The 23697-nt window shown below is 71.1% G+C and carries 18 protein-coding genes and 1 tRNA gene; 17 read left to right on the top strand and 2 right to left on the bottom strand.

Features of this window, described 5'->3' with window-relative positions:
- The first annotated feature begins 47 nt into the window (after nucleotides 1–47).
- The 16 genes from BLW09_RS13260 to BLW09_RS13185 all read left to right on the top strand — a co-directional run bounded on the left by BLW09_RS13260 (nucleotide 48) and on the right by BLW09_RS13185 (nucleotide 18088).
- Nucleotides 48–1238 (top strand): DNA polymerase III subunit delta', encoded by a 1191-nt coding sequence (locus tag BLW09_RS13260; protein ID WP_089913531.1) that lies wholly within the window; start codon nucleotides 48–50, stop codon nucleotides 1236–1238.
- On the top strand, nucleotides 1235–2809 hold the full coding sequence (locus BLW09_RS13255) for an alpha/beta hydrolase (RefSeq protein ID WP_089913528.1): 1575 nt from the start codon (nucleotides 1235–1237) through the stop codon (nucleotides 2807–2809). The genes BLW09_RS13260 and BLW09_RS13255 overlap by 4 nt, the downstream gene beginning before the upstream one ends.
- Nucleotides 2810–2878: 69 nt before the next feature.
- Nucleotides 2879–3565, top strand: coding sequence for a TetR family transcriptional regulator (locus BLW09_RS13250; RefSeq protein WP_089913525.1), 687 nt, complete (start codon nucleotides 2879–2881; stop codon nucleotides 3563–3565).
- Between the two features lie 80 nt (nucleotides 3566–3645).
- Nucleotides 3646–3721 (top strand) — tRNA-Thr (locus BLW09_RS13245).
- Between the two features lie 105 nt (nucleotides 3722–3826).
- The gene (locus BLW09_RS13240; protein ID WP_089913522.1) at nucleotides 3827–6379 is read left to right on the top strand and encodes a PKD domain-containing protein; all 2553 of its coding nucleotides are present in this window, start codon (nucleotides 3827–3829) and stop codon (nucleotides 6377–6379) included.
- Between the two features lie 46 nt (nucleotides 6380–6425).
- Nucleotides 6426–8027 carry a D-alanyl-D-alanine carboxypeptidase/D-alanyl-D-alanine-endopeptidase gene (locus BLW09_RS13235; RefSeq protein WP_089913517.1) on the top strand — a complete coding sequence of 534 codons (1602 nt, stop codon included), beginning with the start codon at nucleotides 6426–6428 and terminating at the stop codon, nucleotides 8025–8027.
- Nucleotides 8028–8066: 39 nt separating this feature from the next.
- Nucleotides 8067–8642: an isochorismatase family protein gene (locus BLW09_RS13230; RefSeq protein ID WP_089913513.1), complete on the top strand. Its 576-nt coding sequence runs from the start codon at nucleotides 8067–8069 to the stop codon at nucleotides 8640–8642.
- Between the two features lie 80 nt (nucleotides 8643–8722).
- The gene (locus BLW09_RS13225; protein WP_089913510.1) at nucleotides 8723–10924 is read left to right on the top strand and encodes an MMPL family transporter; all 2202 of its coding nucleotides are present in this window, start codon (nucleotides 8723–8725) and stop codon (nucleotides 10922–10924) included.
- 67 nt (nucleotides 10925–10991) lie between these two features.
- Nucleotides 10992–12023: a thiamine pyrophosphate-dependent enzyme gene (locus tag BLW09_RS13220; RefSeq protein ID WP_089913507.1), complete on the top strand. Its 1032-nt coding sequence runs from the start codon at nucleotides 10992–10994 to the stop codon at nucleotides 12021–12023.
- A 10-nt stretch (nucleotides 12024–12033) separates the two neighbouring features.
- Complete coding sequence (locus BLW09_RS13215) at nucleotides 12034–13008, top strand: alpha-ketoacid dehydrogenase subunit beta (protein ID WP_089916877.1); 975 nt, start codon at nucleotides 12034–12036, stop codon at nucleotides 13006–13008.
- Nucleotides 13001–13324, top strand: coding sequence for a biotin/lipoyl-containing protein (locus BLW09_RS13210; protein ID WP_018189959.1), 324 nt, complete (start codon nucleotides 13001–13003; stop codon nucleotides 13322–13324). Before BLW09_RS13215 ends, BLW09_RS13210 begins: the two co-directional genes overlap by 8 nt.
- A gap of 6 nt (nucleotides 13325–13330) precedes the next feature.
- Complete coding sequence (locus tag BLW09_RS13205; RefSeq protein ID WP_089913501.1) at nucleotides 13331–14059, top strand: alpha/beta fold hydrolase; 729 nt, start codon at nucleotides 13331–13333, stop codon at nucleotides 14057–14059.
- A 46-nt stretch (nucleotides 14060–14105) separates the two neighbouring features.
- Complete coding sequence (locus BLW09_RS13200) at nucleotides 14106–14639, top strand: Lrp/AsnC family transcriptional regulator (RefSeq protein WP_089913498.1); 534 nt, start codon at nucleotides 14106–14108, stop codon at nucleotides 14637–14639.
- Entirely contained in the window at nucleotides 14639–16102 is a 1464-nt protein-coding gene (locus tag BLW09_RS13195; RefSeq protein WP_089913495.1) for an NAD-dependent succinate-semialdehyde dehydrogenase, read from the top strand. The genes BLW09_RS13200 and BLW09_RS13195 overlap by 1 nt, the downstream gene beginning before the upstream one ends.
- Nucleotide 16103: 1 nt before the next feature.
- Nucleotides 16104–17294 (top strand): thiolase family protein, encoded by a 1191-nt coding sequence (locus tag BLW09_RS13190; RefSeq protein ID WP_089913492.1) that lies wholly within the window; start codon nucleotides 16104–16106, stop codon nucleotides 17292–17294.
- A gap of 32 nt (nucleotides 17295–17326) precedes the next feature.
- Nucleotides 17327–18088, top strand: coding sequence for a 3-hydroxyacyl-CoA dehydrogenase (locus tag BLW09_RS13185; protein WP_089913489.1), 762 nt, complete (start codon nucleotides 17327–17329; stop codon nucleotides 18086–18088).
- A gap of 109 nt (nucleotides 18089–18197) precedes the next feature.
- Here BLW09_RS13185 and BLW09_RS13180 read toward each other — a convergent pair whose 3' ends face one another.
- Nucleotides 18198–19652, bottom strand: coding sequence for an XRE family transcriptional regulator (locus tag BLW09_RS13180; protein ID WP_089913485.1), 1455 nt, complete (start codon nucleotides 19650–19652; stop codon nucleotides 18198–18200).
- A 115-nt stretch (nucleotides 19653–19767) separates the two neighbouring features.
- On the opposite strand from BLW09_RS13180, the gene BLW09_RS13175 reads away from it, so the two are divergent.
- Complete coding sequence (locus tag BLW09_RS13175; protein ID WP_089913481.1) at nucleotides 19768–21600, top strand: phosphoenolpyruvate carboxykinase (GTP); 1833 nt, start codon at nucleotides 19768–19770, stop codon at nucleotides 21598–21600.
- Between the two features lie 81 nt (nucleotides 21601–21681).
- On the opposite strand, the gene BLW09_RS13170 is transcribed toward BLW09_RS13175, so the two are convergent.
- Complete coding sequence (locus BLW09_RS13170) at nucleotides 21682–23664, bottom strand: ABC transporter ATP-binding protein (RefSeq protein ID WP_089913478.1); 1983 nt, start codon at nucleotides 23662–23664, stop codon at nucleotides 21682–21684.
- Between the last annotated feature and the right edge of the window lie 33 nt (nucleotides 23665–23697).

Genomic DNA, 23697 nt, shown 5'->3' with positions numbered 1-23697 from the left:
GCAGAGAGCGGGCGGGGGTGTCCGTCGTGCCAGCTAGCCTGGAGACCATGACGGTGTGGGACGAACTGACGGGGCAGGACGAGGCGATCGAGATCGTCCGTGCCGCGGCGGTCGGCTCCGCCGCGGGCACGGGAGCCGGTGCGCCGGGCCGGGGCATGACGCACTCCTGGCTCATCACCGGCCCGCCCGGCTCCGGCCGCTCGAACCTCGCGTACGCGTTCGCGACCGCCCTGCTCAGCCCCGGCACTCCGGAGGGCGACCTCGCCACCCGCCGCCAGGTCGACGCCCGCACCCACCCAGACCTCGCCGTCCTCAGCACAGAGCGCGTGATCATCTCCATCGACGAGGTGCGCTCCCTGGTCGCCAGCTCCCAGTTCGCGCCGTCGGTCGGGCGCTACCGCGTGATGGTGATCGAAGACGCCGACCGCATGACGGAGCGCACGTCCAACGTGCTGCTGAAAGCACTCGAGGAGCCGCCGGAGCGCACGGTCTGGATCCTCTGCGCCCCGAGCGACGCCGACCTGCTTCCGACCATCCGCTCCCGCGTCCGCACCGTACGGTTGCGGGTGCCCGGCGTCGACGATGTCGCCCGCCTCATCCAGCGACGGGACGGCGTGGATGCGGAAACCGCCGAGCGCGCCGCCCGCCACGCCCAGAGCCACATCGGCATGGCGCACCGCCTCGCAACGCACGAGGAGGCCAGGCGCCGGCGCGAGCAGACGCTCCAGCTGGCCCTCGGCATCCGCTCCGTCTCCGATGCCGTCCTCGCGGCGGCGAAGCTGCTCGAGATCGCCGGAGCGGACGCGAAGGCGATCACCGAGGAGCGGGACGCCGAAGAGCGCGAGCACGCCCTGCGCTCGCTCGGCATCGAGCCGGGCGGCACCATCCCGCCCGCGCTGCGCGGCCAGTTGCGGCAGCTCGAAGAGGACCAGAAGCGCAGGGCGACGCGCAGCCTCCGCGACGGCATCGACCGCATCCTGGTCGACCTGCTCTCGCTGTATCGCGACGTGATGATGATCCAGCTCGGCAGCGCCAGCGAGCTGGTCAACCGTGAGCTGCGCGCCGAGCTGGATGCTCTCAGCGCCCACACGACTCCGGCCGCTACGCTCGCCGCGATGGACGCCGTCGCGACAGCACGCGAACGCATCGACGGCAACGTCGCTCCGGCCCTCGCGCTCGAGGCCATGCTGACCACAATCCTGCGCGGCACGACCGCTCGAAAGGGGACCGACCTGTGACCACCCGACCCGGCCGTGCCCCGGAACGCGACCAGGCCGCTTGGCGGCGCACCGCACGCACCGCGCTCGTCGCCGTCGCGGCCGTCGTCGCGCTGACCCTGAGCGGGTGCGTGACCTGGTTCCTGCCCGCCAAGACGGTGACCACCTCCACCCCGGCACCCGACGCGGTCTCCGCCGAGCTGCAGCCCTACTACAGTCAGGTGCTGCACTGGACGAACTGCAGCGGCGGAAAGCAGTGCGCGACCGCCAAGGCACCCCTCGACTGGGACCACCCCGGAAAGGGCGATGTCGAGCTCGCGCTGATCCGGCAGCAGGCGAAGGGCACCAAGCAGGGCTCGCTGCTGACGAACCCCGGCGGCCCGGGCGCATCCGGCTTCGACTTCGTCAAGGACTCTGTCGACTTCGTCGCCGACCGCACGCTGCAGGAGCATTTCGACATCGTCGGCTTCGACCCGCGAGGAGTCGGCCGTTCGACTGCGGTGAAGTGCTACGACGCCGAACAGATGGACCAGTACCTGTACGGGATCACTCCCGGCGAGCGGGGCTCCGATCAGTGGATCGCCGAGAACACCACCATCGCGAAGGACTTCGGCGAGGCCTGCAAGAAGAACACCGGCGCACCGCTCCCGAAGGTCGACACCGTCAGCGCCGCCCGCGACCTCGACCTGCTCCGGGCGACCCTCGGCGACACGAAGCTCAACTACCTCGGCTACTCATACGGCACCTACCTGGGCGCCGTCTACGCGGGGCTCTACCCGGGCAAGACCGGTCGGCTGGTGCTCGACGGCGCCCTCGATCCCGCCGCGACGAACTTCGACGTGACCGAGGTGCAGGCGAAGGGCTTCGAGAGCGCGCTGCGCGCCTACCTGACGGACTGCCTGACCCGGAAGGACTGCCCCTTCAGCGGCACGGTCGACGAGGCGATGGGCACGGTCGGGCAGCTGCTCGCGGCCGTGGAGAAGAGCCCGATCCGCAACTCCGACGGCCGGGAGCTCGGCGCCAACACCCTCGTCACCGCGATCATCACGCCGCTGTACGACGCCACCGCGTGGTCGTACCTCGACAAGCTGTTCGAGTCGGTCATGAAGGGCAGCGCGTCCGTGGCCTTCTCCTTGGCGGACACCTACAACAACCGTCAGGCCGACGGAACGTACTCCGACAACTCCACCGAGGCGTTCGTCGCCATCAACTGCCTCGACTACACGTACGACGCCGACCCGGCGCTGATGCGCCAGCAGGCGGCGGAACTCGCCAAGGCGGCCCCGGTCATCGGCCCGTACATGGCCTACGGCGACATCGGCTGCGCCAACTGGCCCTATAAGGCGACCGGTCAGCGGGGCCCGATCTCGGCGGACGGCTCCGCGCCCATCCTCGTCGTCGGCACCACGAACGACCCCGCGACCCCGTACGTCTGGGCGAAGAACCTCGCCTCCGAGCTGCAGAACGGGCACCTGCTCACCTACAAGGGCGAGGGGCACACCGCGTACAACAAGTCCAACTCGTGCGTGAACGACACGGTGGACGAATACCTCGTCAAGGGGACCGTGCCGGCGGAGGGGAAGACCTGCTGATCCGACAGGGTCCGATGTCCGGGTGAGTGGTGCAATTTTGCAGGGAATGAAATAATCGTAGGCGTGTCAGTGGCCCCCGATTCCACGGTGAACGAGCTCGGACTCCGCGAGCGGAAACGCATAGCGACCCGCCGCGCGATCCAGCTCGCCGCCGTCGAGCTCGCCAGCGAGCGCGGGTTCGACCGAGTCACCATCGACGAGATCAGTCACGTCGCCAACGTCTCACCGCGGACCTTCTTCAACTACTTCCCGTCGAAGGAGTCCGCGATCATCGGAGAGCTTCCGGAGCTCCCCGACGAGCAGACCGTCGAGGAGTTCGTCTCAGCCGGCCCGAGCCAGCCGATCCTCGACGGGATCAGCACCCTCCTCATCGCCGCGATCGACGTGGGCGAGCCCGTCGACGGCGAGGACGACGACGCTCAGCAGGCGCCGGAGAGCGTCCACCGGCTCCACACCCTGCGCCGTGCCCTGCTCAAGGACAACCCGGAGCTGTTCGCGCTGCGGATGGCCAGCATGCACAAGTTCGAGGATGCGCTGAGCGGTGTCGTGCAGCGCCGTCTCGCTCACGACGACCCGGCGCTCGCGGCCGATGAGGAGGCGCTGCACCAGCGCGCCCGGCTGGTGACGTACGTCGCGTTCGCCGGCATGCGGCACGCGTGGTCGTGCTGGGCCGACCGCGGAGGAGTCGAACCTCTCTCCGACCGCCTGCGCAGCTCGTTCGAGCAGCTCTCGGCGCTGGGCACGCAGGTCCGCTGACCCCGAGCCGGCATGGTCCGCAGCATGCCGCGCGATCGGGTAAGCTATCTTCCTGTGCGCCGGGCGGTAGTCCGGCCCACGCCGCCCTAGCTCAGTCGGCAGAGCATCTCACTCGTAATGAGAAGGTCAAGGGTTCGATTCCCTTGGGCGGCTCCATCGCATCCCTCTCCCGCATTCGAGGATTCTCTCGTGCGCCCGCGCCGTGCGCGGAGTAGCCTGAAGGCACAAACTGAGGATCGATCAAGTCTGCCCGAGGCTGTCATGGATGCAACATCGAAGTCCCGCCGGGCGCGTGCGCTCGGATTGCTCACCGCGGTGCTGAGCGCACTGCTGCTGGTCGGGGGAGGCGTCGCGGGCCCGGCCTCCGCGGACACGATGCCGCCCGATCCGAACAATCCCGCCTCGCCGCCCACGGTCGGGGCGACCGCGCTCCCGACCGTGCAGATCGACGGTGTGGCCTGGGCGCAGACGGTGGTCGGAGACACGGTCTACGTCGCGGGCAAATTCGGCACCGCGCGTCCGGCCGGTTCGCCCGCCGGCTCGAACACCACCCCGCGGAGCAACTTCCTCGCCTACAACATCACGACCGGCGCGCTCATCACGAGCATCAACGTGCCCCTCAACGGGCAGGCCCTCGCGATCGCCGCATCGCCGGACGGCTCCCGGGTCTACATCGGAGGGGACTTCACGAGCGCGGGCGGCGCCACCTACTACCGCATCGTGGCGATCAGCACCGCGACCGGCCAGCCCATCGGTTCCTTCCGGCCCGTCATGGAGAGCCAGGTCCGGGCCATCGCCGCGACGAACACGGCCGTCTACGCGGGCGGGACGTTCTCGAGCGTCAACGGCGTCTCCCGCGGGTACATCGCGAAGATCGACGCATCCAACGGATCGCTCGTCACCTCGTGGAGCGCGTCGGCCGACAACGTTGTCGATGCCATCGCGGTGAGCCCCGACGACAACCGCGTCTACGCGGGAGGCCGCTTCAAGAACGTCAACGGGGCGGCGCACTACGGGCTCGCGATGCTCAGCGGCTCGACCGGCTCGGCTCTGCCGTTCCCGGCGAACAGCGTCGTCAGAGACGCCGGGGCGAACGCCAGCATCACCTCCCTCCAGGCGACGAGCGACCGCGTCTACGGGTCCGGCTACGTGTTCGGCAGCGGCGGCAACCTCGAAGGCAGCTTCGCGGCGGACGGCGTGACCGGCGCCCTGATCTGGCTCGAGGACTGCCACGGCGACACGTACTCGATCGTCCCGCTCGGCAACGCGTTGTACGCGGCCGGTCACCCTCACGACTGCCGCAATGTCGGCGGCTTCCCCGAGACCAATCCGCGCACCTTCCACCACACGATCGCCTTCTCGAAGGCCCGCACCGGGACGCTGACCAACGACGGCAACGGCTCGTACGCGAACTTCCGGGGCCAGCCGTCGCCGACCCTCCTCAACTGGTTCCCCGACTATGTCACCGGTTCGTACACCGGGCAGGGTCAGGCCGCCTGGAGCGTCGCGGGGGACAGCCGCTACCTGGTCGTCGGCGGGGAGTTCCCGGCCGTCAACGGCACAGCTCAATACGGGCTCACCCGGTTCGCGGCCGACTCGGTCGTCCGCAGTACGACCGGCCCGAACAACAACACGGCGCTGACGCCGAACGCCACCTCGCCCGCCGCCGGACAGGCCAGGATCAGCTGGACGGCGACCTACGATCAGGACAACGTCGCGCTCACGTACGCGCTCGCTCGGGACGGCGACACCGCGCATCCCGTGTCGCAGGTGACGCGGACCTCCACCTTCTGGAACCGGCCGGCGATGTCGTTTACCGACACGGGCCTCGCCGGCGGCAGCGCGCACACGTACACGCTCACGGTGACGGACCCGGACGGCAACCGGATCGCCCGCACCGGCAACCGTGTCGTGATCGCCGGCGGGGGAGCGAACCAGCCGCCGACGGCGAGCTTCACGGCCGGGGCCAACGGCCTCGCGGTCGCCGTCGACGGCAGCGCGTCGAGCGACCCGGATGGAGCGATCGCGTCGTGGAGCTGGAACTTCGGGGACGGCGGAACGGCCGGCGGGTCCACCGCCGGACACACCTACGCGAACGCGGGCACCTACACGATCACCCTGACCGTGACGGACAACGTCGGCGCGACGGCGTCGACCACGCGCCAGGTGACCGTCGCCGCGACGAGCGGCAGCACCATCGCGAAGGACGGCTTCGAACGGACGGTCGCCAGCGGCTGGGGATCGGCGGAGACCGGGGGCGCCTGGACGGCGGCCGGCACCGCATCCTTCTACACCGTCGCCTCGGGCACGGGCCGCATGAACGTCCCGGCCGGCTCGACCCGGACGGAGACGCTGGGCGGCGTGTCGTCCAGCCGCACGGACACCACGGTCACCGTCACGACCGACCTCGGCCCCTCCGGCGGCGGGATCTTCATCTCGGCGATCGGCCGCCAGGTCGGCTCGGCGGCGTACGAGGGGCGCGCGTGGCTGAGTGCCAGCGGAAGCGTGCAGGTGCAGCTGCTCGCCAACGGCACGACCCTGCAGGCGGTTCCGGTGAGCGGGCTGACGTACAGCGCCGGACAGCAGCTGTCGCTTCGCGTGCAGGCGGTCGGCTCGTCCCCGACGACTCTGCGTGCCAAGCTCTGGCCGTCGACGCAGGCCGAGCCGGCCGCCTGGCAGGTCACCGCGACCGACTCCACGGCGGGTCTGCAGTCGGCGGGCGGCGTCGGCCTCCGCGCCTACCTGTCCGCCTCGGCGACGGCCACCCCGGTCACCGCGCGCTTCGACAACTTCCTCGTCACCGCGGTGCCCTGATCCCGGGCGCGTAGCAGCATTCAGAATCCCCAGGTAACATACCCGGATGCACGAATCGGATGAGCCGGTCACCGGACCCGACCCGTCGACACCCCCGACCTCTCCCACTCCGTCCGCCGACTCCGCAGCCGGCTCGGAGCCGCCCGCGACCACGGGCTCCGGACGTCGCGCCGCGGTGCGCCCGGCGAAGGCGTCCGGTTTCTCGGGCGTCGCCGCGGGCGTCCTCTCGGCGATCCGGAAGCACCCGAAGACGTGGATGGCCGCAGCGGCCGCCGTCGTCTTCCTGCTGCTCGGAACCGGCAGCGTCGCTCTCGGTGCCACGATCGGCTCGCCGGCCGCAGCGGCCGGGCGGACTTCCACGGCGACCCCGACGCCGACGCGCACCTCCACGCCGACCCCGACGCCGACCGTCGACCCCGCGCGTCCCGTTCCCGCGAACCAGGCGGCGGCGACGCGCATCCGCACCTGCTCGGTCGCCGGGCTCGCGGGCGACCGCCGGCTCGGCAACCTCGAGGCGCAGGTCGTCAACGCGAAGACGGGCCAGGCGTTGTTCGACCGCAACGGGACGAAGGCCGGACCGACGGCATCCGTGCTCAAGACGCTCACCTCGGCGGCCGCCCTGGCCACCCTCGGACCGGACTATCGGGTCTCCACCACCGTCGTGGCCGGCAGCACGCCCGGACAGGTCGTCATCGTCGGCGGCGGGGATGTGACGCTCTCGCGGCTTCCCGACGGCCAGGCGTCCTTCTACACCGGCGCGCCCAAGATCCAGGACCTCGCCAACCAGGTCAAGCAGGCGATGGGCGGCCAGCAGATCACCTCGATCGTGGTCGACGCCTCGCTCTTCGGCGCGCCGTTCTGGCAGCCGAGCTGGGACGAGCGCGAGGAGCGCGTCGTCGAGGGGTCGACTCCGTACATGACCGCCCTCATGGTCGACGGCGACCGCGACGACCCGACCGCGGTCGAGTCGCCGCGCAGCACCGATCCGGTGGGCCGGGCGGTGCAGTACTTCCAGCAGTACCTGGGCACCAACGTCGGCGTCAGTCAGGGCGTCGCGCCGGCCGGCGCCCGCCAGCTGGGCGTCGTCCAGTCGCAGCCGGTCACCACGCTGATCGACCAGGCGATGCGCGTCTCCGACAACACGATCATGGAGGAGCTCGCCCGGCTCGTGGCCATCAAGAACGGCGCGGGCAACACCTTCGACGCCCTCAACGCCGGTGTGCTCGCCGGGCTCAAGGGCTACGGGATCGACACCGCGGGCATCCACATCGCCGACGGCTCCGGACTCAGCGGGGACAACGCGGTTCCCCCGTCGTACCTGACGCAGCTGTTCATCAAGGTCCTGAACCGTCAGAACGGACTCGGCGTCGTCTACGACAGCCTGCCGGTGGCCGGTAAGTCGGGAACGCTCGGGCCGGGTTACAACCGGTTCACCGGCGCCAACTCGGCTGCCCGCGGCGCCGTCCTGGCGAAGACCGGCTGGATCGACAACGGGTACACGCTGTCCGGCATCATCAACGCGGCCGACGGCACGCCGTTGACGTTCGCCGTCTTCGCGCTCGGACCGGTCAGCGACAACGCGAAGCAGGCGATCGACACGCTCGTCACCGGGTTCTACAAGTGCGGTGACAACCTCTCCAACGGCTGAGCCGGCCGGCGCAGCGACCACGACCACCGGGAGGACGGGATGGGCAAGGCGCTCTTCATCGTCGACGTGCAGAACGACTTCACAGAGGGCGGGGCGCTCGGCGTCGCGGGAGGGGCGGCGGTCGCGGAAGGCGTGACGGCGTTCCTCCGCGAGCACGCCGACGACTACGCGGTGATCGTCGCCAGCCGCGACTGGCACGACGCCGACAACGACAACGGCGGCCACTTCGCGACGGACGACGAGCCGGACTTCGTGGAGAGCTGGCCGCCGCACTGCGTCGCGGGCACGCCCGGGGCCGACTACCACCCGGCGTTCGACACGTCGCGGGTCACGTTCCACGTCCACAAGGGGCAGGGCGTACCGGCGTACTCGCTGTTCGAGGGCAGGACGGAATCGGGCGCGACGGTGCACGAGATCCTGGACGAGCGGGGCATCCACACCATCGACGTGGCGGGGATCGCGACCGACTACTGCGTCCGGGCGTCCGCCCTCGACGCGCTGGCGCACGGCCAGCATGTCCGCGTGCTGACGTCCCTGGTGGCCGGGGTCGCCGAGGCGAGCTCACAGGCGGCGCTCGCCGAACTCGCGCACGCCGGTGCCGAACTGGTGGACTGACCGGACGACGCCTGCCCGTGGACGCCCGGCGGCATCCACGGTACTGTAATTGCTAGCTCATCTAGTAATCAGGAGGCGTAGTGTCGAAGGAAGCTCCCGACCGGACGGCCGCTCCCCGCGTTCCCGCCCGCTGGCTGCGGATCGTCGTGCCGACGGTCCTGGTGCTGATCTGGCTGGTGCTCGCCGGAATCGGCGGCCCCACCTTCGGCAAGCTCTCCGGGGTCTCCAGCAACGACCAGGCCGCGTTCCTCCCGGCCAGCGCCGAATCGACCGAGGTGCAGGACTGGCAGAAGCGGTTCACCGACTCCGGGTCCATCCCGGCGATCGTCGTCGTGGAAGCCGATGAGAGCATCCCGAAGAGCGAGCTGGGCACGACCTACGCCGACCTCGGTGCGAAGCTCGGAGCGGTCGACGGCGTCGAGGCGCCGCCCGTGGGGCAGACCACCAGCGTCGCGGGGCCCATCCCGTCGGAGGACGGGCGCGCGGTGGAGTACATCGTGCCGATCTCCGACTCCGACGAGCTCAAGACCGTCGTCGCGGATCTCCGCGCTGCGGCCGACGACGCCGTGCCCGACGGCGCCCGGGTGTGGGTGACGGGCCCGGCCGGGCTCACCGCGGACCTGGTCAACGCGTTCGGAGGCATCGACGGCATCCTGCTGCTCGTCGCCGTCGCGGCCGTGTTCGTGATCCTGCTGCTGGTCTACCGGGCCCTGCTGCTGCCGTTCCTGGTGCTGCTGACCTCGGTGTTCGCCCTGTGCGCGGCGATCCTCATCGTCTACCTGTTCGCGCTCTGGGGATGGATCAAGCTCTCCGGGCAGAGCCAGGGGATCCTGTCGATCCTGGTGATCGGTGCCGCGACCGACTACTCGCTGCTGCTCGTCTCGCGCTACCGGGAGGCGCTCGAGGTCGAGGAGTCGCGCTGGGTGGCGATCCTGCGGGCCTGGAAGGCCTCGTTCGAGCCGATCGTCGCCTCCGGCGCCACCGTCATCCTGGCCCTGCTGTGCCTGCTGTTCTCGGACCTGAACTCGAACAAGAGCCTGGGCCCGATCGCGGCGATCGGCATCGTGTTCTCGCTGTTCTCGGCGCTGACCCTGCTTCCCGCTCTCCTCGCCGTGTTCGGCCGGTCGGCATTCTGGCCGTTCCGTCCGGTCGTCGGGGCGCACGCGCACAAGCATGCCGACGGCGTGACCCTCACCGGGCTCGAGGGGGTGCGGGGCGTCTGGCGACGCGTCGGGGGTCTGATCGCCCGCCGGCCCCGGGTCACCTGGATCGTGTCGTTCGTCCTGCTCGTCGCGTGCGCTCTGGGGCTGACCCAGCTCAAGGCGAACGGCGTGCAGCAGACCGACGTGATCCTGTCGCAGTCCGACGCCGTCGACGGGCAGGCGGTGGTCGCAAAGCACTTCGACGCAGGCTCGGGATCGCCGGTGCTCATCGTGGCGCCCGAGAGCCAGGGGGAGGCGGTGCTCACGGCGACCGAGAAGACGGACGGCATCGCTTCCGCCGCCTTCTTCACCGGCGGCGGACGCCCCCAGCCCGGCGCGACCGCGGAGCCGGTGGTCAAGGACGGCCATGTGCTGATCCAGGCGACCCTCGCCTCCGAGCCCGACTCGGCCGAGGCGGAGAAGGTGGTCAAGGGGCTGCGCGAATCGCTCTCCACCGACGGCTCCGTGCTGGTCGGCGGCGTGACGGCCATCGCGCTCGACACGAACGAGACCGCGCAGAGCGACCTGATCAAGATCATCCCGATCGTGCTTGCCGTGATCCTCCTCATCCTGATGCTGCTGCTCCGGTCGATCGTCGCGCCGGTGATCCTGATCGGCAGCGTCGTGCTGTCGTACGCGGCGGCGCTCGGCGTCTCGGCCCTCGTCTTCAACCACATCTTCGGGTTCCCCGGGGCGGATGCGGCGGTGCCGTTGTTCGGGTTCGTCTTCCTCGTCGCGCTCGGCGTCGACTACAACATCTTCCTGATGACCCGCGTGCGGGAGGAATCGCTGCGCATCGGCACCCGGCCCGGCATCCTGCGCGGTCTGGGACTGACCGGAAGCGTGATCACCTCGGCCGGGATCGTGCTGGCGGCGACCTTCGCGGCGCTCGCCGTCATCCCGATCCTGTTCCTGGTGCAGATCGCCTTCATCGTCGCGTTCGGGGTGCTCCTCGACACCGTCGTCGTGCGGTCGCTGCTGGTGCCGGCGGTGTCGTACGACATCGGCCGCACCATCTGGTGGCCGTCGAAGCTGGCGCGTAGCAAGATGCATAGCGAAAGGGCCGAAGTCTCGTCCTGATCGGACAGTCTGACCAGCTCAGACTGTGCGTGTTGCTCGATCATGAGCGGTGCGCGAAAGTGGCGTCATGACCATGACCACGACCGAGCGCGCCGCCGCGGCGCGCCCCGACGACGCGGCGCTGCTCCGGCGGCTGTACCGGACGATGGCGACCGTCCGGCGCCTCGACCTCGACGGGGTCGCGATGCAGCGCCAGGGCATCATCCCCGGCTACGCGCCGATGCGCGGTCAGGAGGCCGCCCAGGTCGGCAGCGCCGCCGCGCTCGACCTCACCCGCGACTTCGCCTTCCCGACCTACCGCGAACTCGGCGTCGCGGTGGCCATGGGCGTCGACCCCGTCGCCTACCTGGCCTCCCACCAGGGCGCCTGGCACGGCGGGCTCTGGGATGCGGCGGCCGCACGCCTCGCTCCGATCAACGCCGTCGTCGGCGGCGCCGTCACCCACGCCGTCGGCTGGGCACTCGGCGCGAAGCTCGACCGCACCGGGGGAGTGGCCATCGCCTACTTCGGCGACGGCGCCAGCTCGCAGGGCGACATCCACGAGGCCATGAACACCGCGGGCGTCTCGCAGCTCCCCGTCGTGTTCTTCTGCCAGAACAACGGCTGGGCCATCTCCGTGCCGACCGAGCAGCAGGTCGCGGGCGGATCCGTCGCGGCGCGCGGCGCCGGGTACGGCATGCCGGGCGTGCGCGTCGACGGCAACGACGTCCTCGCCGTCTACGACGCGACCGCCGAGGCTCTGGAGCGCGCGCGCACCGGCGGGGGTCCGACCGTCATCGAGGCGATGACGTACCGCATGGGCCCGCACTCCACCTCCGACGACCCTGGCCGCTACCGCACCCTCGACGAGGAGCAGAGCTGGCTCGCCCGCGACCCGCTCGCCCTGTGCGAGCAGCAGCTCCGCCAGACCGGGACGATCGGAGACGAGTTCTTCGCCGAGGTCGCCGACACGGCCGGCGCCCTGGCCGATCGCGTGCGCGACGACGTCGCCGCCCTGGGCGGACGCCCGGCGGAGGAGATGTTCGACTTCGTCTTCTCGGACCCGCCTGCGGCCCTGCTCGGGCAGCGGCGCGCGTGGGAGGAGTCACGCCTTGGCTGAGCTCACCACCATGCAGCGGGCGCTCAACCGCGCCCTCGACGACGCGCTCGCCGCAGACGACCGCACCCTCGTGTTCGGCGAGGATGTCGGGACGCTCGGCGGCGTCTTCCGGGTGACGGACGGCCTGAAGGCCAAGTACGGCGGCGACCGCGTCTTCGACACCACGCTCGCCGAGTCCGGGATCATGGGCATGGCGGTCGGGCTCGCCATGGCCGGGTGGCGCCCGGTGCCGGAGATCCAGTTCGACGGCTTCTCGTATCCCGCCGTCGATCAGATCGTCAACCAGGTGGCGCGCATGCACTACCGCAGCCGCGGCGCCTTCGGGATGCCGATCACGCTGCGCCTGCCCAGCTTCGGCGGCATCCGTGCACCGGAGCACCACGGCGAGAGCCTGGAGGCGCTGTTCGCGCACGTGCCCGGCCTGAAGGTGGCGGCGCCGTCGACGCCCGCCGAGGCGTACACGCTGCTGCGGCAGTCGATCGACGACCCGGACCCCGTCATCTTCCTCGAGCCGAAGTCGCGCTACTGGCACAAGGACACCGTCTCGCTCGACGAGCCGGAGGAGCGCCTCCCGGTCGGGACCTCGCGCGTGGTCCGCCCCGGCACGCACGTCACCCTGGTCGCCTGGGGCGCCATGGTCGCGCGCTGCCTGCAGGCGGCCGAGCTCGGCGCGGAGGACGGCGTGGAGATCGAGGTCGTCGACCTCCGCTGGCTGAAGCCCATCGACGCCGACGGGCTCGCCGCATCCGTCGCACGGACCCGCCGAGCCGTCGTGGTGCACGAGGCGCCGCTGACCGCCGGCCTCGGCGCCGAGGTGAGCGCCCTCATCACCGAGCGCTGCTTCGACGACCTGAAGGCGCCCGTCCAGCGCGTCACCGGATGGGACGTGCCGTACCCGTCGCCGGTGCTGGAGGATGAGTACCTGCCGTCCATCGACCGCATCCTGGACGCCGTCCAGAAGACCCTGGAGTACCGCCGTGGCTGAACGAACCTTCGACCTCCCCGACCTGGGCGAGGGCCTGCAGGAGGCGACCGTGCTGGAGTGGCTGGTCGCCGAGGGCGACCACGTCGAGCGCAATGCGCCGCTCGTCGAGGTCGAGACGACGAAGTCGGCCGTCGAGCTGCCCTCCCCGCAGTCCGGCGTCGTCGCGCGCTTCCACGTCGCCGAGGGCGAGGCTCTCGAGGTGGGCGCGCCGCTCGTGACCTTCACCGTCGAGGACGACCAGGCGGGCATCGTCGGAACCGTCCCGACGGAGGAGGCGCCGCGCCGCCGCGTTCGACTGTCGCTGCCGGAGGACTGAGCCCGGATGCGCATCCACGTCGAGAGGCACCCCGGCGACGACCCCGTCCTGCTGGTGCACGGCTTCGCCTCCACCGGCTCGCTCACCTGGGAGGCGACGGGCTGGGTCCGCGCGCTCGCCGAGGCGGGCCGCGGCGCGATCGTCCCGGACCTCCGCGGTCACGGCGCCAGCGAGGCGCCGCACGACGCCGACGCGTACTCGCCCGACATCCTCGCCGGCGATCTGCTGGCCGTTCTCGACGAGCAGGATGTGGACCGCGTGGATGTGATGGGCTACTCGATGGGCAGCTGGGTGTCCCTGGCGCTCACCGCCCTCGCCCCCGACCGCGTGCGGCGGCTCGTGATCGGCGGAGTCGGCACGGTCGAGCAGTTCGGCCACTGGGGTGTCTCGGCGGTGCAGGCCGCCCTCCACGACGACGCCTCCGCGCTCGACCCGGCCAGCCCGCTCGCGCCGCTCCTCGCATCCCTCCGCCAGGCGCCGGGCATCGACCGTGAGGCGCTCGCCGCCTGCGCCGCCGGCATGGCCGCGCATCCGCTCCCGCTGGCGAGCTCCGTCCCGACCATGCTCGTCGTGGGCGACGCGGACCCGGTCACCGAGGGCGCCGACGAAGCGGCCCGGCTGCTGGGAGCCGAGCTGGTCGTGCTCCCGCGACGCAACCACGTCACCACCCTGAGCGCCCGCGCCTTCAAACAGGCTGCCCTTCCGTTCCTGGGAGCTTCGGTCAGCGTGCCGTAGGCGCGTACCCTGCGTCGTACGATGTGCGAGGACCGAAGGAGGCCGCATGATCGACAAGCTCGACGCCGATCTGATCGCGCTGCTGACCGAGGAGCCGCGCCTCGGGGTGTTCGAGGCGTCCCGGCGTCTCGGGGTGGCGCGCGGGACGGTGCAGGCCCGTCTGGACCGCCTGCAGCGGTCGGGGGTCGTCCGCGACTTCGCTCCGACGATCGACACCGACCGGCTCGGTTACCCGGTGACGGCCTTCGTGACCGCCGAGATCGCCCAGGGCGACCGCGATGTCACCGTGGTGGAGCATCTGCGGGCCATCCCCGAGGTGCTCGAGGTGCACACCATCACGGGCGCGGGCGATCTGATGATCCGTGCGGTGGCGCGGTCGAACACCGACCTGCAGCGGGTGATCGACCGCATCGTCAGCGACCCGGGCATCATGCGGACGTCGACGGTCATCGCGCTCGCCACCAAGATCGACCACCGAGCGGTGCCGCTGGTGCAGGCCGCGGTCGCCGCCGATAACGCGGACGACGACACCGACGAGAACGCGCACGACGACGCGAAGAACGAGGAGGAACGCGGCTGATGGATGAGAAGGCTCTGCTGGATCGTGTGCCCGACGGGCTCTACATCGGAGGGGAGTGGACCACCGGGTCGGCCGGCACGTTCCCGGTGTACGACCCGGCGACGGGCGACACCCTCAAGCGGATCGCCGATGCCTCGCCGGAGGACGGCATCCGTGCGCTCGACGCCGCCGTCGCCGCCGCAGACGACTGGGCCGCGACGCCGCCACGGGCCCGCGGCGAGATCCTGCGCCGCGCCTTCGACCTGCTGCAGGAGCGGCGCGACGATTTCGCCCTCCTGATGACGCTGGAGATGGGCAAGCCGCTCGCCGAGGCGAGCGGCGAGGTCACCTACGGAGGCGAGTTCCTCCGCTGGTTCTCCGAGGAGGCCGTCCGCATCACCGGACGCTACGGGAGCAACCCGGAGGGCACCGGGCGGATGATCGTCTCCCAGCATCCCGTCGGCCCGTGCTTCCTGATCACACCGTGGAACTTCCCGCTCGCGATGGCGACCAGGAAGATCGCGCCGGCGCTCGCCGCGGGATGCACCGTCGTCATCAAGCCGGCGGAGCTGACGCCGCTGACGACGCTGTACTTCGCACGGCTGCTCGAGGATGCCGGACTGCCCGCCGGAGTCCTCAACGTCATCACGACGACCACCTCCGGGAAGGTCTCCGCCCCCATCATCGCCGACCCGCGGCTGCGCAAGCTGTCGTTCACGGGCTCGACGGAGGTCGGCAGGACGCTGCTGAAGCAGGCGTCCCAGAACGTGCTCCGCACCTCCATGGAGCTCGGGGGCAACGCCCCGTTCGTCGTGTTCGACGACGCCGACCTCGACCGGGCGGTCGACGGCGCGATGCTGGCCAAGTTCCGCAACATCGGCGAGGCCTGCACCGCGGCCAACCGGTTCATCGTCCATGAGGCCGTCGCCGACGAGTTCGCCCGGCGGGTGACAGAGCGCGTGAACGGCCTGAAGGTCGGGCGGGGGACCGACGACGGCGTCACCATCGGCCCGCTCATCAACGAGGACGCGGTCAGGAAGGCGTCGGAGCTGGTCGAGGATGCCGTCCGTCGCGGGGCCGCGGTGCTGACCGGCGGCTCCCGCGTCGGCGGAACCGGCACCTTCTTCGCGCCGACGGTCGTGGCCGACGTCGCGGCGGGCAGCGAGATCCTGCGCCAGGAGATCTTCGGTCCGGTGCTGTCCATCGTCCGCTTCTCGGACGAGGACGAGGCGGTGCGGATCGCGAACGACACCGAGTACGGGCTCGTCTCGTACGTCTTCACCAGGGACCTGGCCCGCGGACAACGGATGATCGAGCGCCTGGAGACGGGGATGATGGGCCTCAACGTGGGAGTCGTCTCCAACGCGGCCGCGCCGTTCGGCGGCGTCAAGCAGTCCGGACTGGGACGCGAGGGCGGATTCGAGGGCATCCGCGAGTACCTGAACACCAAGTACACGCTCACCCCGAACCCGTTCGGAGCCTGACGTGTCGCGATCAGAAGCGGTCATCGTCGACGTCGTCCGCACCCCCTCCGGGCGCGGCAAGCCGGACGGCGAACTGTCCGACATCCATCCCGCCGACCTCCTGGCGGGCGTGCTCCTCGAGCTGGTGGGGCGCACCGGCATCGACCCGGCGATCGTGGACGACGTCATCGGCGGATGCGTCACCCAGTCGGGAGAGCAGGCGGGCAACATCACGCGCACGGCGGTGCTGAGCGCCGGCTTCCCGGAGAGCGTTCCGGCGGTGACCATCGACCGGCAGTGCGGCTCGAGTCAGCAGGCGGCGGCGTTCGCCGCCCAGGGCGTGCTGTCCGGCGCGTACGACGTGGTCATCGCGTGCGGTGTGGAGTCGATGAGCCGTGCGCCGATGGGATCGAACGTGCAGGGCGCATCCCTCGGCGGCGAGCTGCTGAAGGCGCGGTATCCGGAGGGGCTGGTCAACCAGGGCGTCGCGGCCGAGCTGATCGCCGACCGCTGGGGGTTCAGCCGGGCGCAGCTCGACGACTACGCCGCCGACTCGCACGGCCGGGCGGCCTGGGCCGCGGCGAACGGCGCGTTCGAGGGCGAGCTGGTCGCCGTGCCGACACCGGACTCCGGCAGCGTCAACGCGGATGAGACCATCCGGCCGGGCACGACCGCGGAGAAGCTGGCGCAGCTGCAGCCCGTGTTCCGCACCGACCGGTTGGCGGAGCGCTTCCCGCAGCTGGAGTGGCGCATCACCGCGGGCAACTCCTCACCGCTCACCGACGGCGCCTCCGCCGCCCTCATCATGAGTGCCGACGCCGCGAAGCGGCTGGGCCTGCGCCCACGCGCCCGGTTCCACTCGTTCGCGGTCGCCGGCAGCGACCCCCTGCTGATGCTCACCGGCATCCTGCCCGCCACGCGCAAGCTGCTCGAGCGCAGCGGTGTGCGGCTGGATGAGATCGACGCGTACGAGGTCAACGAGGCGTTCGCGCCCGTCCCGCTGCTGTGGCGGGAGGAGTTCGGCGCGGACCCGTCGCGGCTCAATCCGCGCGGCGGCGCGATCGCGCTCGGGCACGCGCTCGGCTCGTCGGGCACGCGCCTGCTGGCGACGCTGCTCAACGAGGTCGAGTCCCGCGGCGGCCGCTACGGCCTGCAGACGATGTGCGAGGGCGGCGGCACCGCCAACGCGACCCTGATCGAAGTGCTGCGCTGACGGCGCGGCACCGGATGATACGAAGGAGAACCATGCAGCTCGACGGATGCTCGGCCATCGTCACCGGCGGAGCCAGCGGACTCGGCAACGCCACCGCGCACGCGCTCGCCGAGGCGGGCGCCCGCGTCGTCATCGTCGACCTCCCCCGCTCGGAGGGCGAGAAAGCCGCTGTCGCGCTGGGTCCGCACGCGCGGTTCGTGCCGGCGGACGTGACCGACGAAGCGGAGGTGCAGGCGGCGGTGGACACCGCGTCCGGACTCGCCCCGCTGCGCGTCGTCGTGAACTGCGCCGGGATCGCCACCGCCGAGAAGGTGCTGGGGCGTGACGGCGTCATCCCGCTCGAGCACTTCGAGCGCGTCATCCGGGTGAACCTGATCGGAACGTTCAACGTGGTGCGACTCGCGGCGGCCGCGATCGCCCAGACCGAGCCGGTCGGTGAGGAGCGCGGCGTGATCGTCAACACGGCATCGGTCGCGGCGTTCGACGGCCAGATCGGCCAGCCGGCGTATTCGGCGTCGAAGGGCGGGGTGGCCGCCATGACGCTGCCGTTGGCGCGGGAGTTCGCGCGCAGCCTCATCCGCGTCATGACGATCGCGCCCGGCATCTTCGAGACGCCGATGATGGCGGGGCTGCCGCAGGCGGCGCAGGACTCACTGGCCGCCCAGGTGCCGCATCCCTCGCGGCTCGGCCGGCCGGCGGAGTACGCGGCCCTGGTGCGCGCGATCGTCGAGAACCCGATGCTGAACGGCGAGACGATCCGCCTCGACGGCGCGATCCGGATGCAGCCCAAGTAGCCCGAGCGCCCGACCCTCAGCTGACAGCTCCTGAGTTTTTCGGCCGCACGGCGGGGTGTCGCGCGGAAAAACTCAGGAGCTGTTGGCGTTGGGTCGGGGGCTACACAGGTCAGGCGCCCGAGTGCGCCTCCAGGAACGCGTAGACGTCGGAGTCGTCGACGCCGGGGAACGACCCGGACGGCAGCGGCGACAGGATGTGCGCGTGCAGCCGGGCGCTCGGCCACGCCTTGCCCGCCCAGCGGCCCGAGAGCGTGGCGGGCGGACGCTTGCAGCACGACTCGTCGGGGCAGCGCGACTCGGCCCGCACCGTCGTCTCGCGGCCGCGGAACCACTTCGCCTCGTCGAACGGCACGCCGACGGTGATCGAGAACCCGCCCTCCGCGGTCGTCCCGGTCTGGGTTGCGCACCAATAGGTTCCCGCCGGGGTGTCGGTGTACTGGTACAGCTCCGTCGTGCGGTTGGTGTGCGTGAACGCCGTACGCGCTCCCCACGCGCGACAGACGACCTGGCCCTCGATGGATCCGGTCACATCCGTCGGGAGCGGCAGACCGTCGTTCTCGTAGCCCTTGTAGAGTGCTCCGTCGTCGCCGACGCGGAGGAAGTGTATCGTCATGTCCAGATGGCTCGTCGCCAGGTTCGTCAGCCGCAGCGCCGCCGCCTCGTGGGTCACGCCGAAGGCGTCGCGGAAGTCCTCGACAGCGAGGTCCCTCTCTTTCTTCGCCTGCTGCAGGAAGGCGACCGCCGCCTCGCGGGGCATGAGGCAGCAGGCCGCGAAGTAGTTGATCTCCAGCCGCTGCCGGAGGAAGTCCGCGTACGACTCGGGACGGGTGTGGCCGAGCAGCCGGTGCGCCATCGCCTGCAGGGCCATCGAGCGGAGGCCGTGGCCGCCCGGGATGGACGCGGGCGGCAGGTAGATCCGCCCGTTCTCGAGGTCGGTGATCGAGCGGGCCGACCGGGGGAGGTCGTTCACGTAGATGAGCTCGAAGCCCAGCTGCTCCGCCATCACGCTGACCTCGCGGTGCGTGAGTGCGCCGCGGGTGTGGCCGGACGCGCGGACGCGCTGCTCGGCGAGCTCCTCGATCTCGGGCATGTAGTTGTGCTGGGCGCGCATCCGTTCGCGCAGCTCGGTGTTCGCGCGCCGCGCCTCCTCGGGGGTCGCGATCGCCTCGCTCGCCCGGCGGCTCAGCTCGCGGTGCAGGCCGACGATGGCACGCAGGGTCTCGGTCGGGGTGCCCTTCGTCGGCTTGACCGCCGGCAGCCCGAGGGACGCGTACAGCGGTCCGCGCTGCGCCCGGGCGAGCTCGATCTCGAGGGCGGCGCGCTCGTCCGGCGGCTCGGCGGACAGCAGATCGGCCGGCTGGACGCCGAGCGCAGCGGCGAGGGAGCTCAGCAGCGAGATCCGGGGCTCGCGCTTGCCGTTCTCGATCAGCGACAGCTGGCTCGCTGCGACGCCTGTTGCGGCGCCCAGGTCGTCGAGGGTCATGCCGCGGCTGGTGCGGAAGTGCCGGATGCGGTGGCCGAGCGTCGCGACATCGATGTCGCCCGCCTCCACGGGAGTGCTCATAGCTTCACAATAGCGAAAGATTTGCGATTCTTACAGAAAATTTCTCGGGTCGAACCGTCGGAAACTCTCACATGCTGGAGGAGACACCACTTCTTACGACGAAAAGGACTCCGTCATGAGCATCGCCGAGCTGACCATCGCCGACACGGCCCCGTCCGACGGGATGGACGCCGTGCGTGCCTGGGTCGACGACATCGCCGCCCTCACCCGGCCCGACGAGATCGTCTGGTGCGACGGCTCCCTCGGCGAGGCCGACCGCCTGACCAAGCAGCTCGTCGCGGAGGGCAAGCTCATCCGGCTGAACCCCGAGTGGCGGCCGAACAGCTTCCTCGCGCGCACCGACCCGGGCGACGTCGCCCGGGTCGAGGACCGCACCTTCATCTGCTCGGAGGACGAGGCGGACGCCGGCCCCACCAACAACTGGCGCGAGCCGGCCGCGATGCGCGCCGAGCTCCGCGAGGTCTTCGCGGGCAGCATGCGCGGCCGGACCATGTACGTCGTCCCGTTCTCGATGGGGCCGGTCGGCGGTCCGATCTCGCAGGTCGGCATCCAGCTCACCGACTCCGCGTACGTCGCCGTCAGCCTCGGGATGATGACCCGGGTCACCGAGACGGTGCTCGACCTGATCGCGGCCGGGCAGGAGTGGGTTCCGACCGTGCACAGCGTCGGCTTCCCGCTCGTCGACGCGGACGGGACCCGCCGCGACGACGTGGCCTGGCCGTGCAGCACGACCAAGTACATCGTGCAGTTCCCGGAGACCCGGGAGGTGTGGTCGTACGGCTCGGGATACGGCGGCAACGCCATCCTCGCCAAGAAGTGCTTCGCCCTGCGGATCGCCTCGGTGATGGCCCGCGACGAGGGCTGGCTCGCCGAGCACATGCTCATCGTCAAGGTGACATCGCCGGAGGGCCGCGTGTTCCACTTCGCCGCGGCGTTCCCGTCGGCGTGCGGCAAGACCAACCTCGCGATGCTGCAGCCGAGCATCCCGGGCTGGACGGTCGAGACGATCGGCGATGACATCGCCTGGCTGCGCCAGGGACCGGACGGCCGGCTGCGCGCGATCAACCCGGAGGCGGGCTTCTTCGGCGTCGCGCCGGGCACCGGCGAGACCACCAACCGCACCGCAGTGGAGACGCTGTGGGGCAACACGATCTTCACCAACGTGGCGCTGCGCGACGACGGCGACGTCTGGTGGGAGGGGCTGACCGACGAGCCGCCTGCCCACCTGATCGACTGGGAGGGGAAGGACTGGACGCCCGGCAGCGGACGCCCGGCCGCGCATCCGAACTCCCGCTTCACCGTGAGCGCCGCGCAGTGCCCGTCCATCGCCGACGACTGGGACGCCTTCGACGGGGTGCCGATCGACGCGATCCTGTTCGGGGGACGGCGGGCGACGAACGTCCCGCTCGTCGCCCAGGCCCGCGACTGGCGGCACGGGGTGTTCATCGGGGCGACGATCTCCTCCGAGCGCACCGCCGCGGCGGAGGGCACGGTCGGCGAGCTGCGCCGCGACCCGTTCGCGATGCTGCCGTTCTGCGGTTACAACATGGCCGACCACTGGGCGCACTGGCTGGAGATGGGGGAGCGGCTCGGCGAGCACGCACCGGCGGTGTTCCAGGTGAACTGGTTCCGCACGGGCGACGACGGCCGGTTCCTGTGGCCCGGGTTCAGCGAGAACGCCCGGGTGATCGAGTGGATCGCGCGTCGCGTCGAGGGCAGCGCCGGGAGCGTGTCGACGCCGATCGGGCAGCTGCCGGTGGTCGAGGAGCTCGACCTGGACGGCCTCGACCTCCCGCAGGAGGACGTGGCTGCCCTCTTCGAGGTCGACCCGCAGAGCTGGCTAGCCGAGTGCGACCTGACCGACGAGTTCTTCGCCCGCTTCGGCACCCGCGTCCCGGCCGCCCTGCGCGCCGAGCTCGCCTCGCTCCGCTACCACCTCCGCGCCTGAGACCCCCCCCGTCGAGTACGCAAAAACTGCACGCCATCCGAGCGGATGGCGTGCAGTTTTTGCGTACTCGACGGGGGCGGGTCAGACGAGGAGCTGGTGCTTGGCGAGGTCGCGGTAGAGCGGGGTGGTCTCGACGAGTTCGGAGTGCGTTCCCGTTCCGATGACGCGGCCGTGGTCGAGCACCACGATCTGGTCGGAGTCGACGACGGTCGACAGCCGGTGGGCGATCACGAGCAGTGTGCGGTCCTCCGCCACGGCGTCGATCGCCTCGCGCATCAACTGCTCGTTGCGGCCGTCGAGGCTGGAGGTGGATTCGTCGAGAAGCAGGACGGGCGGAGCGGCCAGCAGCGCGCGCGCGATCGCGAGGCGCTGGCGCTCGCCGCCGGAGAGCATGATGCCGTCCTCGCCGACCGGGGCGCCGAGGCCGAGCTCGCTCCGCTCCAGCACCTCCGTCAGGTTGACGGCGTGCAGGACGTCGATGCACTCGGCGTCGGTCGCGTCCGGCGCCGCCAGCGTCAGGTTGTCGCGCAGCGATCCGGCGAGCACGGGCGCATCCTGCTCCACATAGCCGATCTGCGAGCGGAGCGAGACGCGGTCGAGGGTGCGCACATCCATCCCGCCGAAGCGCACCTCGCCCGCCTGCGGGTCGTAGAACCGCTCGACGAGGGCGAGGATGGTCGACTTGCCCGCGCCGGACGGTCCGACGAGCGCGGTGCGCTTGCCGCGCGGGACGCGGAAGCTGACACCCTGGAGCACCCCGCCGTGCCGGTGGGCGCCCTCGTCGGAGCCCGCTCCGGCAGCGGCCTCCGCCTCGGCCACGACGTCCGCCCCGGTCAGCGCCTCGAACGCGAGCCGCTCCGGCGTCGGCTGCTCGACGGCGGACGGCCCGGCGCCCGCGCCGGCGGCCCCCTCCGCGCTGTCGGCCACGGTGGACTCCGGGTACGCGAACCGCACATCCACGAACTCGATCGCCGGCGCCTCCGGAGCAAGCGCTTCGTTCGCGGCTCCGACGGTGAGGGCCAGCGGCGCGATGTCGCGGTCGTGCTGGTCCTCGGTCGGCAGGTCGAGGATCTCCTGGATGCGCCCGAGCGCCCCGAGCGCCGAGTTGACCGCCGCGATGGCTCCGAACGCCTGTCCGAGCGGCAGGATCATCATGAACAGGAACAGGATGAAGGCGACCAGGTTCGCGACCGTGATCGCCCCGCTGGCGACGCGGAAGCCGCCGACGCCGAGCACGACCAGGAACGACACCTGCATCGCGATGCCGGCGACGGGGACGACGAGCGCCGAGATCTTGGCGACCCGGATGCCCATCCGCCACGCTCCGGTCGCATCCTTGTCGACGGCCGCGATCTCGCGCTCCGTGGCGTTGGAGGCGCGGATGGTCCGCACGGAGCTGATCGCGCGCTCGACCGCCGCGGCCAGGTCGCCCACCTTGTTCTGCGCCTTCTGGCTCGCGACGCGGATGCGGCCGGACAGCAGCACGACGACCACGATGGAGACGGCCACGACGAGAACGGTCAGCCCGAGCAGCACGGGGTCGATGATGAGCATCGCGATGAGCGCGCCGATGAAGGTGAGCGCCCCGCCGATCGCCTCGACGAGCCCCTGCGTGAGCACGGCCCGCAGCAGCGTGGTGTCCGACCCGACCCGCGACACCAGGTCGCCCGTGCGGCGGGTGTCGAACTCGCTGATCGGCAGCCGCAGCATCCGCCCGACCAGCTTGCGCCGGGACGACAGCACGACGCCCTCGCCGGTGCGCTGCAGCAGGTAGTGCTGGTATCCCGAGATGAGACCGGAGATGACGACCAGCGCGATGAGGCCCCACACCAGGCCGCCGAGCGGCTGCTGCTTTCCGACCACCTCGATGACCTGGCTGACCAGGAGCGGTTGCGCCAAGCTCGCCGCGGCGCCCAGGATGCTGAGCACGATGACGAACGCGAGGACGCGCTTGTGCTCCAGCAGGTAGGGGAGCAGCTGCGAGAACCGCGCGCGGGGGCCGGCGTCGTCGGTGGGCCGCCCGAAGCCGCGACGGCGGCGGGCGGGGGCTGACGTGGTGGACATGACGGTGTCTCCGTTCGGGGGAGGAGGAGGGGC

This window comes from Leifsonia sp. 21MFCrub1.1 (assembly GCF_900107895.1).
Lineage (GTDB): Bacteria > Actinomycetota > Actinomycetes > Actinomycetales > Microbacteriaceae > Leifsonia > Leifsonia soli.
The sequence above is the reverse complement of the archived record's forward strand: the minus strand, read 5'-3'. Positions and strand labels throughout refer to the sequence as shown.

Excerpts from the sequence above, each read along its gene's own strand:
- BLW09_RS13260 (WP_089913531.1), top strand. The coding sequence starts at position 48 with ATGACGGTGTGGGACGAACTGACGGGGCAGGACGAGGCGATCGAGATC.
- BLW09_RS13240 (WP_089913522.1), top strand. The coding sequence starts at position 3,827 with ATGGATGCAACATCGAAGTCCCGCCGGGCGCGTGCGCTCGGATTGCTC.
- BLW09_RS13235 (WP_089913517.1), top strand. The coding sequence starts at position 6,426 with ATGCACGAATCGGATGAGCCGGTCACCGGACCCGACCCGTCGACACCC.
- BLW09_RS13230 (WP_089913513.1), top strand. The coding sequence starts at position 8,067 with ATGGGCAAGGCGCTCTTCATCGTCGACGTGCAGAACGACTTCACAGAG.
- BLW09_RS13220 (WP_089913507.1), top strand. The coding sequence starts at position 10,992 with ATGACCATGACCACGACCGAGCGCGCCGCCGCGGCGCGCCCCGACGAC.
- BLW09_RS13215 (WP_089916877.1), top strand. The coding sequence starts at position 12,034 with ATGCAGCGGGCGCTCAACCGCGCCCTCGACGACGCGCTCGCCGCAGAC.
- BLW09_RS13205 (WP_089913501.1), top strand. The coding sequence starts at position 13,331 with ATGCGCATCCACGTCGAGAGGCACCCCGGCGACGACCCCGTCCTGCTG.
- BLW09_RS13200 (WP_089913498.1), top strand. The coding sequence starts at position 14,106 with ATGATCGACAAGCTCGACGCCGATCTGATCGCGCTGCTGACCGAGGAG.
- BLW09_RS13195 (WP_089913495.1), top strand. The coding sequence starts at position 14,639 with ATGGATGAGAAGGCTCTGCTGGATCGTGTGCCCGACGGGCTCTACATC.
- BLW09_RS13185 (WP_089913489.1), top strand. The coding sequence starts at position 17,327 with ATGCAGCTCGACGGATGCTCGGCCATCGTCACCGGCGGAGCCAGCGGA.
- BLW09_RS13180 (WP_089913485.1), bottom strand. The coding sequence starts at position 19,652 with ATGAGCACTCCCGTGGAGGCGGGCGACATCGATGTCGCGACGCTCGGC.
- BLW09_RS13175 (WP_089913481.1), top strand. The coding sequence starts at position 19,768 with ATGAGCATCGCCGAGCTGACCATCGCCGACACGGCCCCGTCCGACGGG.
- BLW09_RS13170 (WP_089913478.1), bottom strand. The coding sequence starts at position 23,664 with ATGTCCACCACGTCAGCCCCCGCCCGCCGCCGTCGCGGCTTCGGGCGG.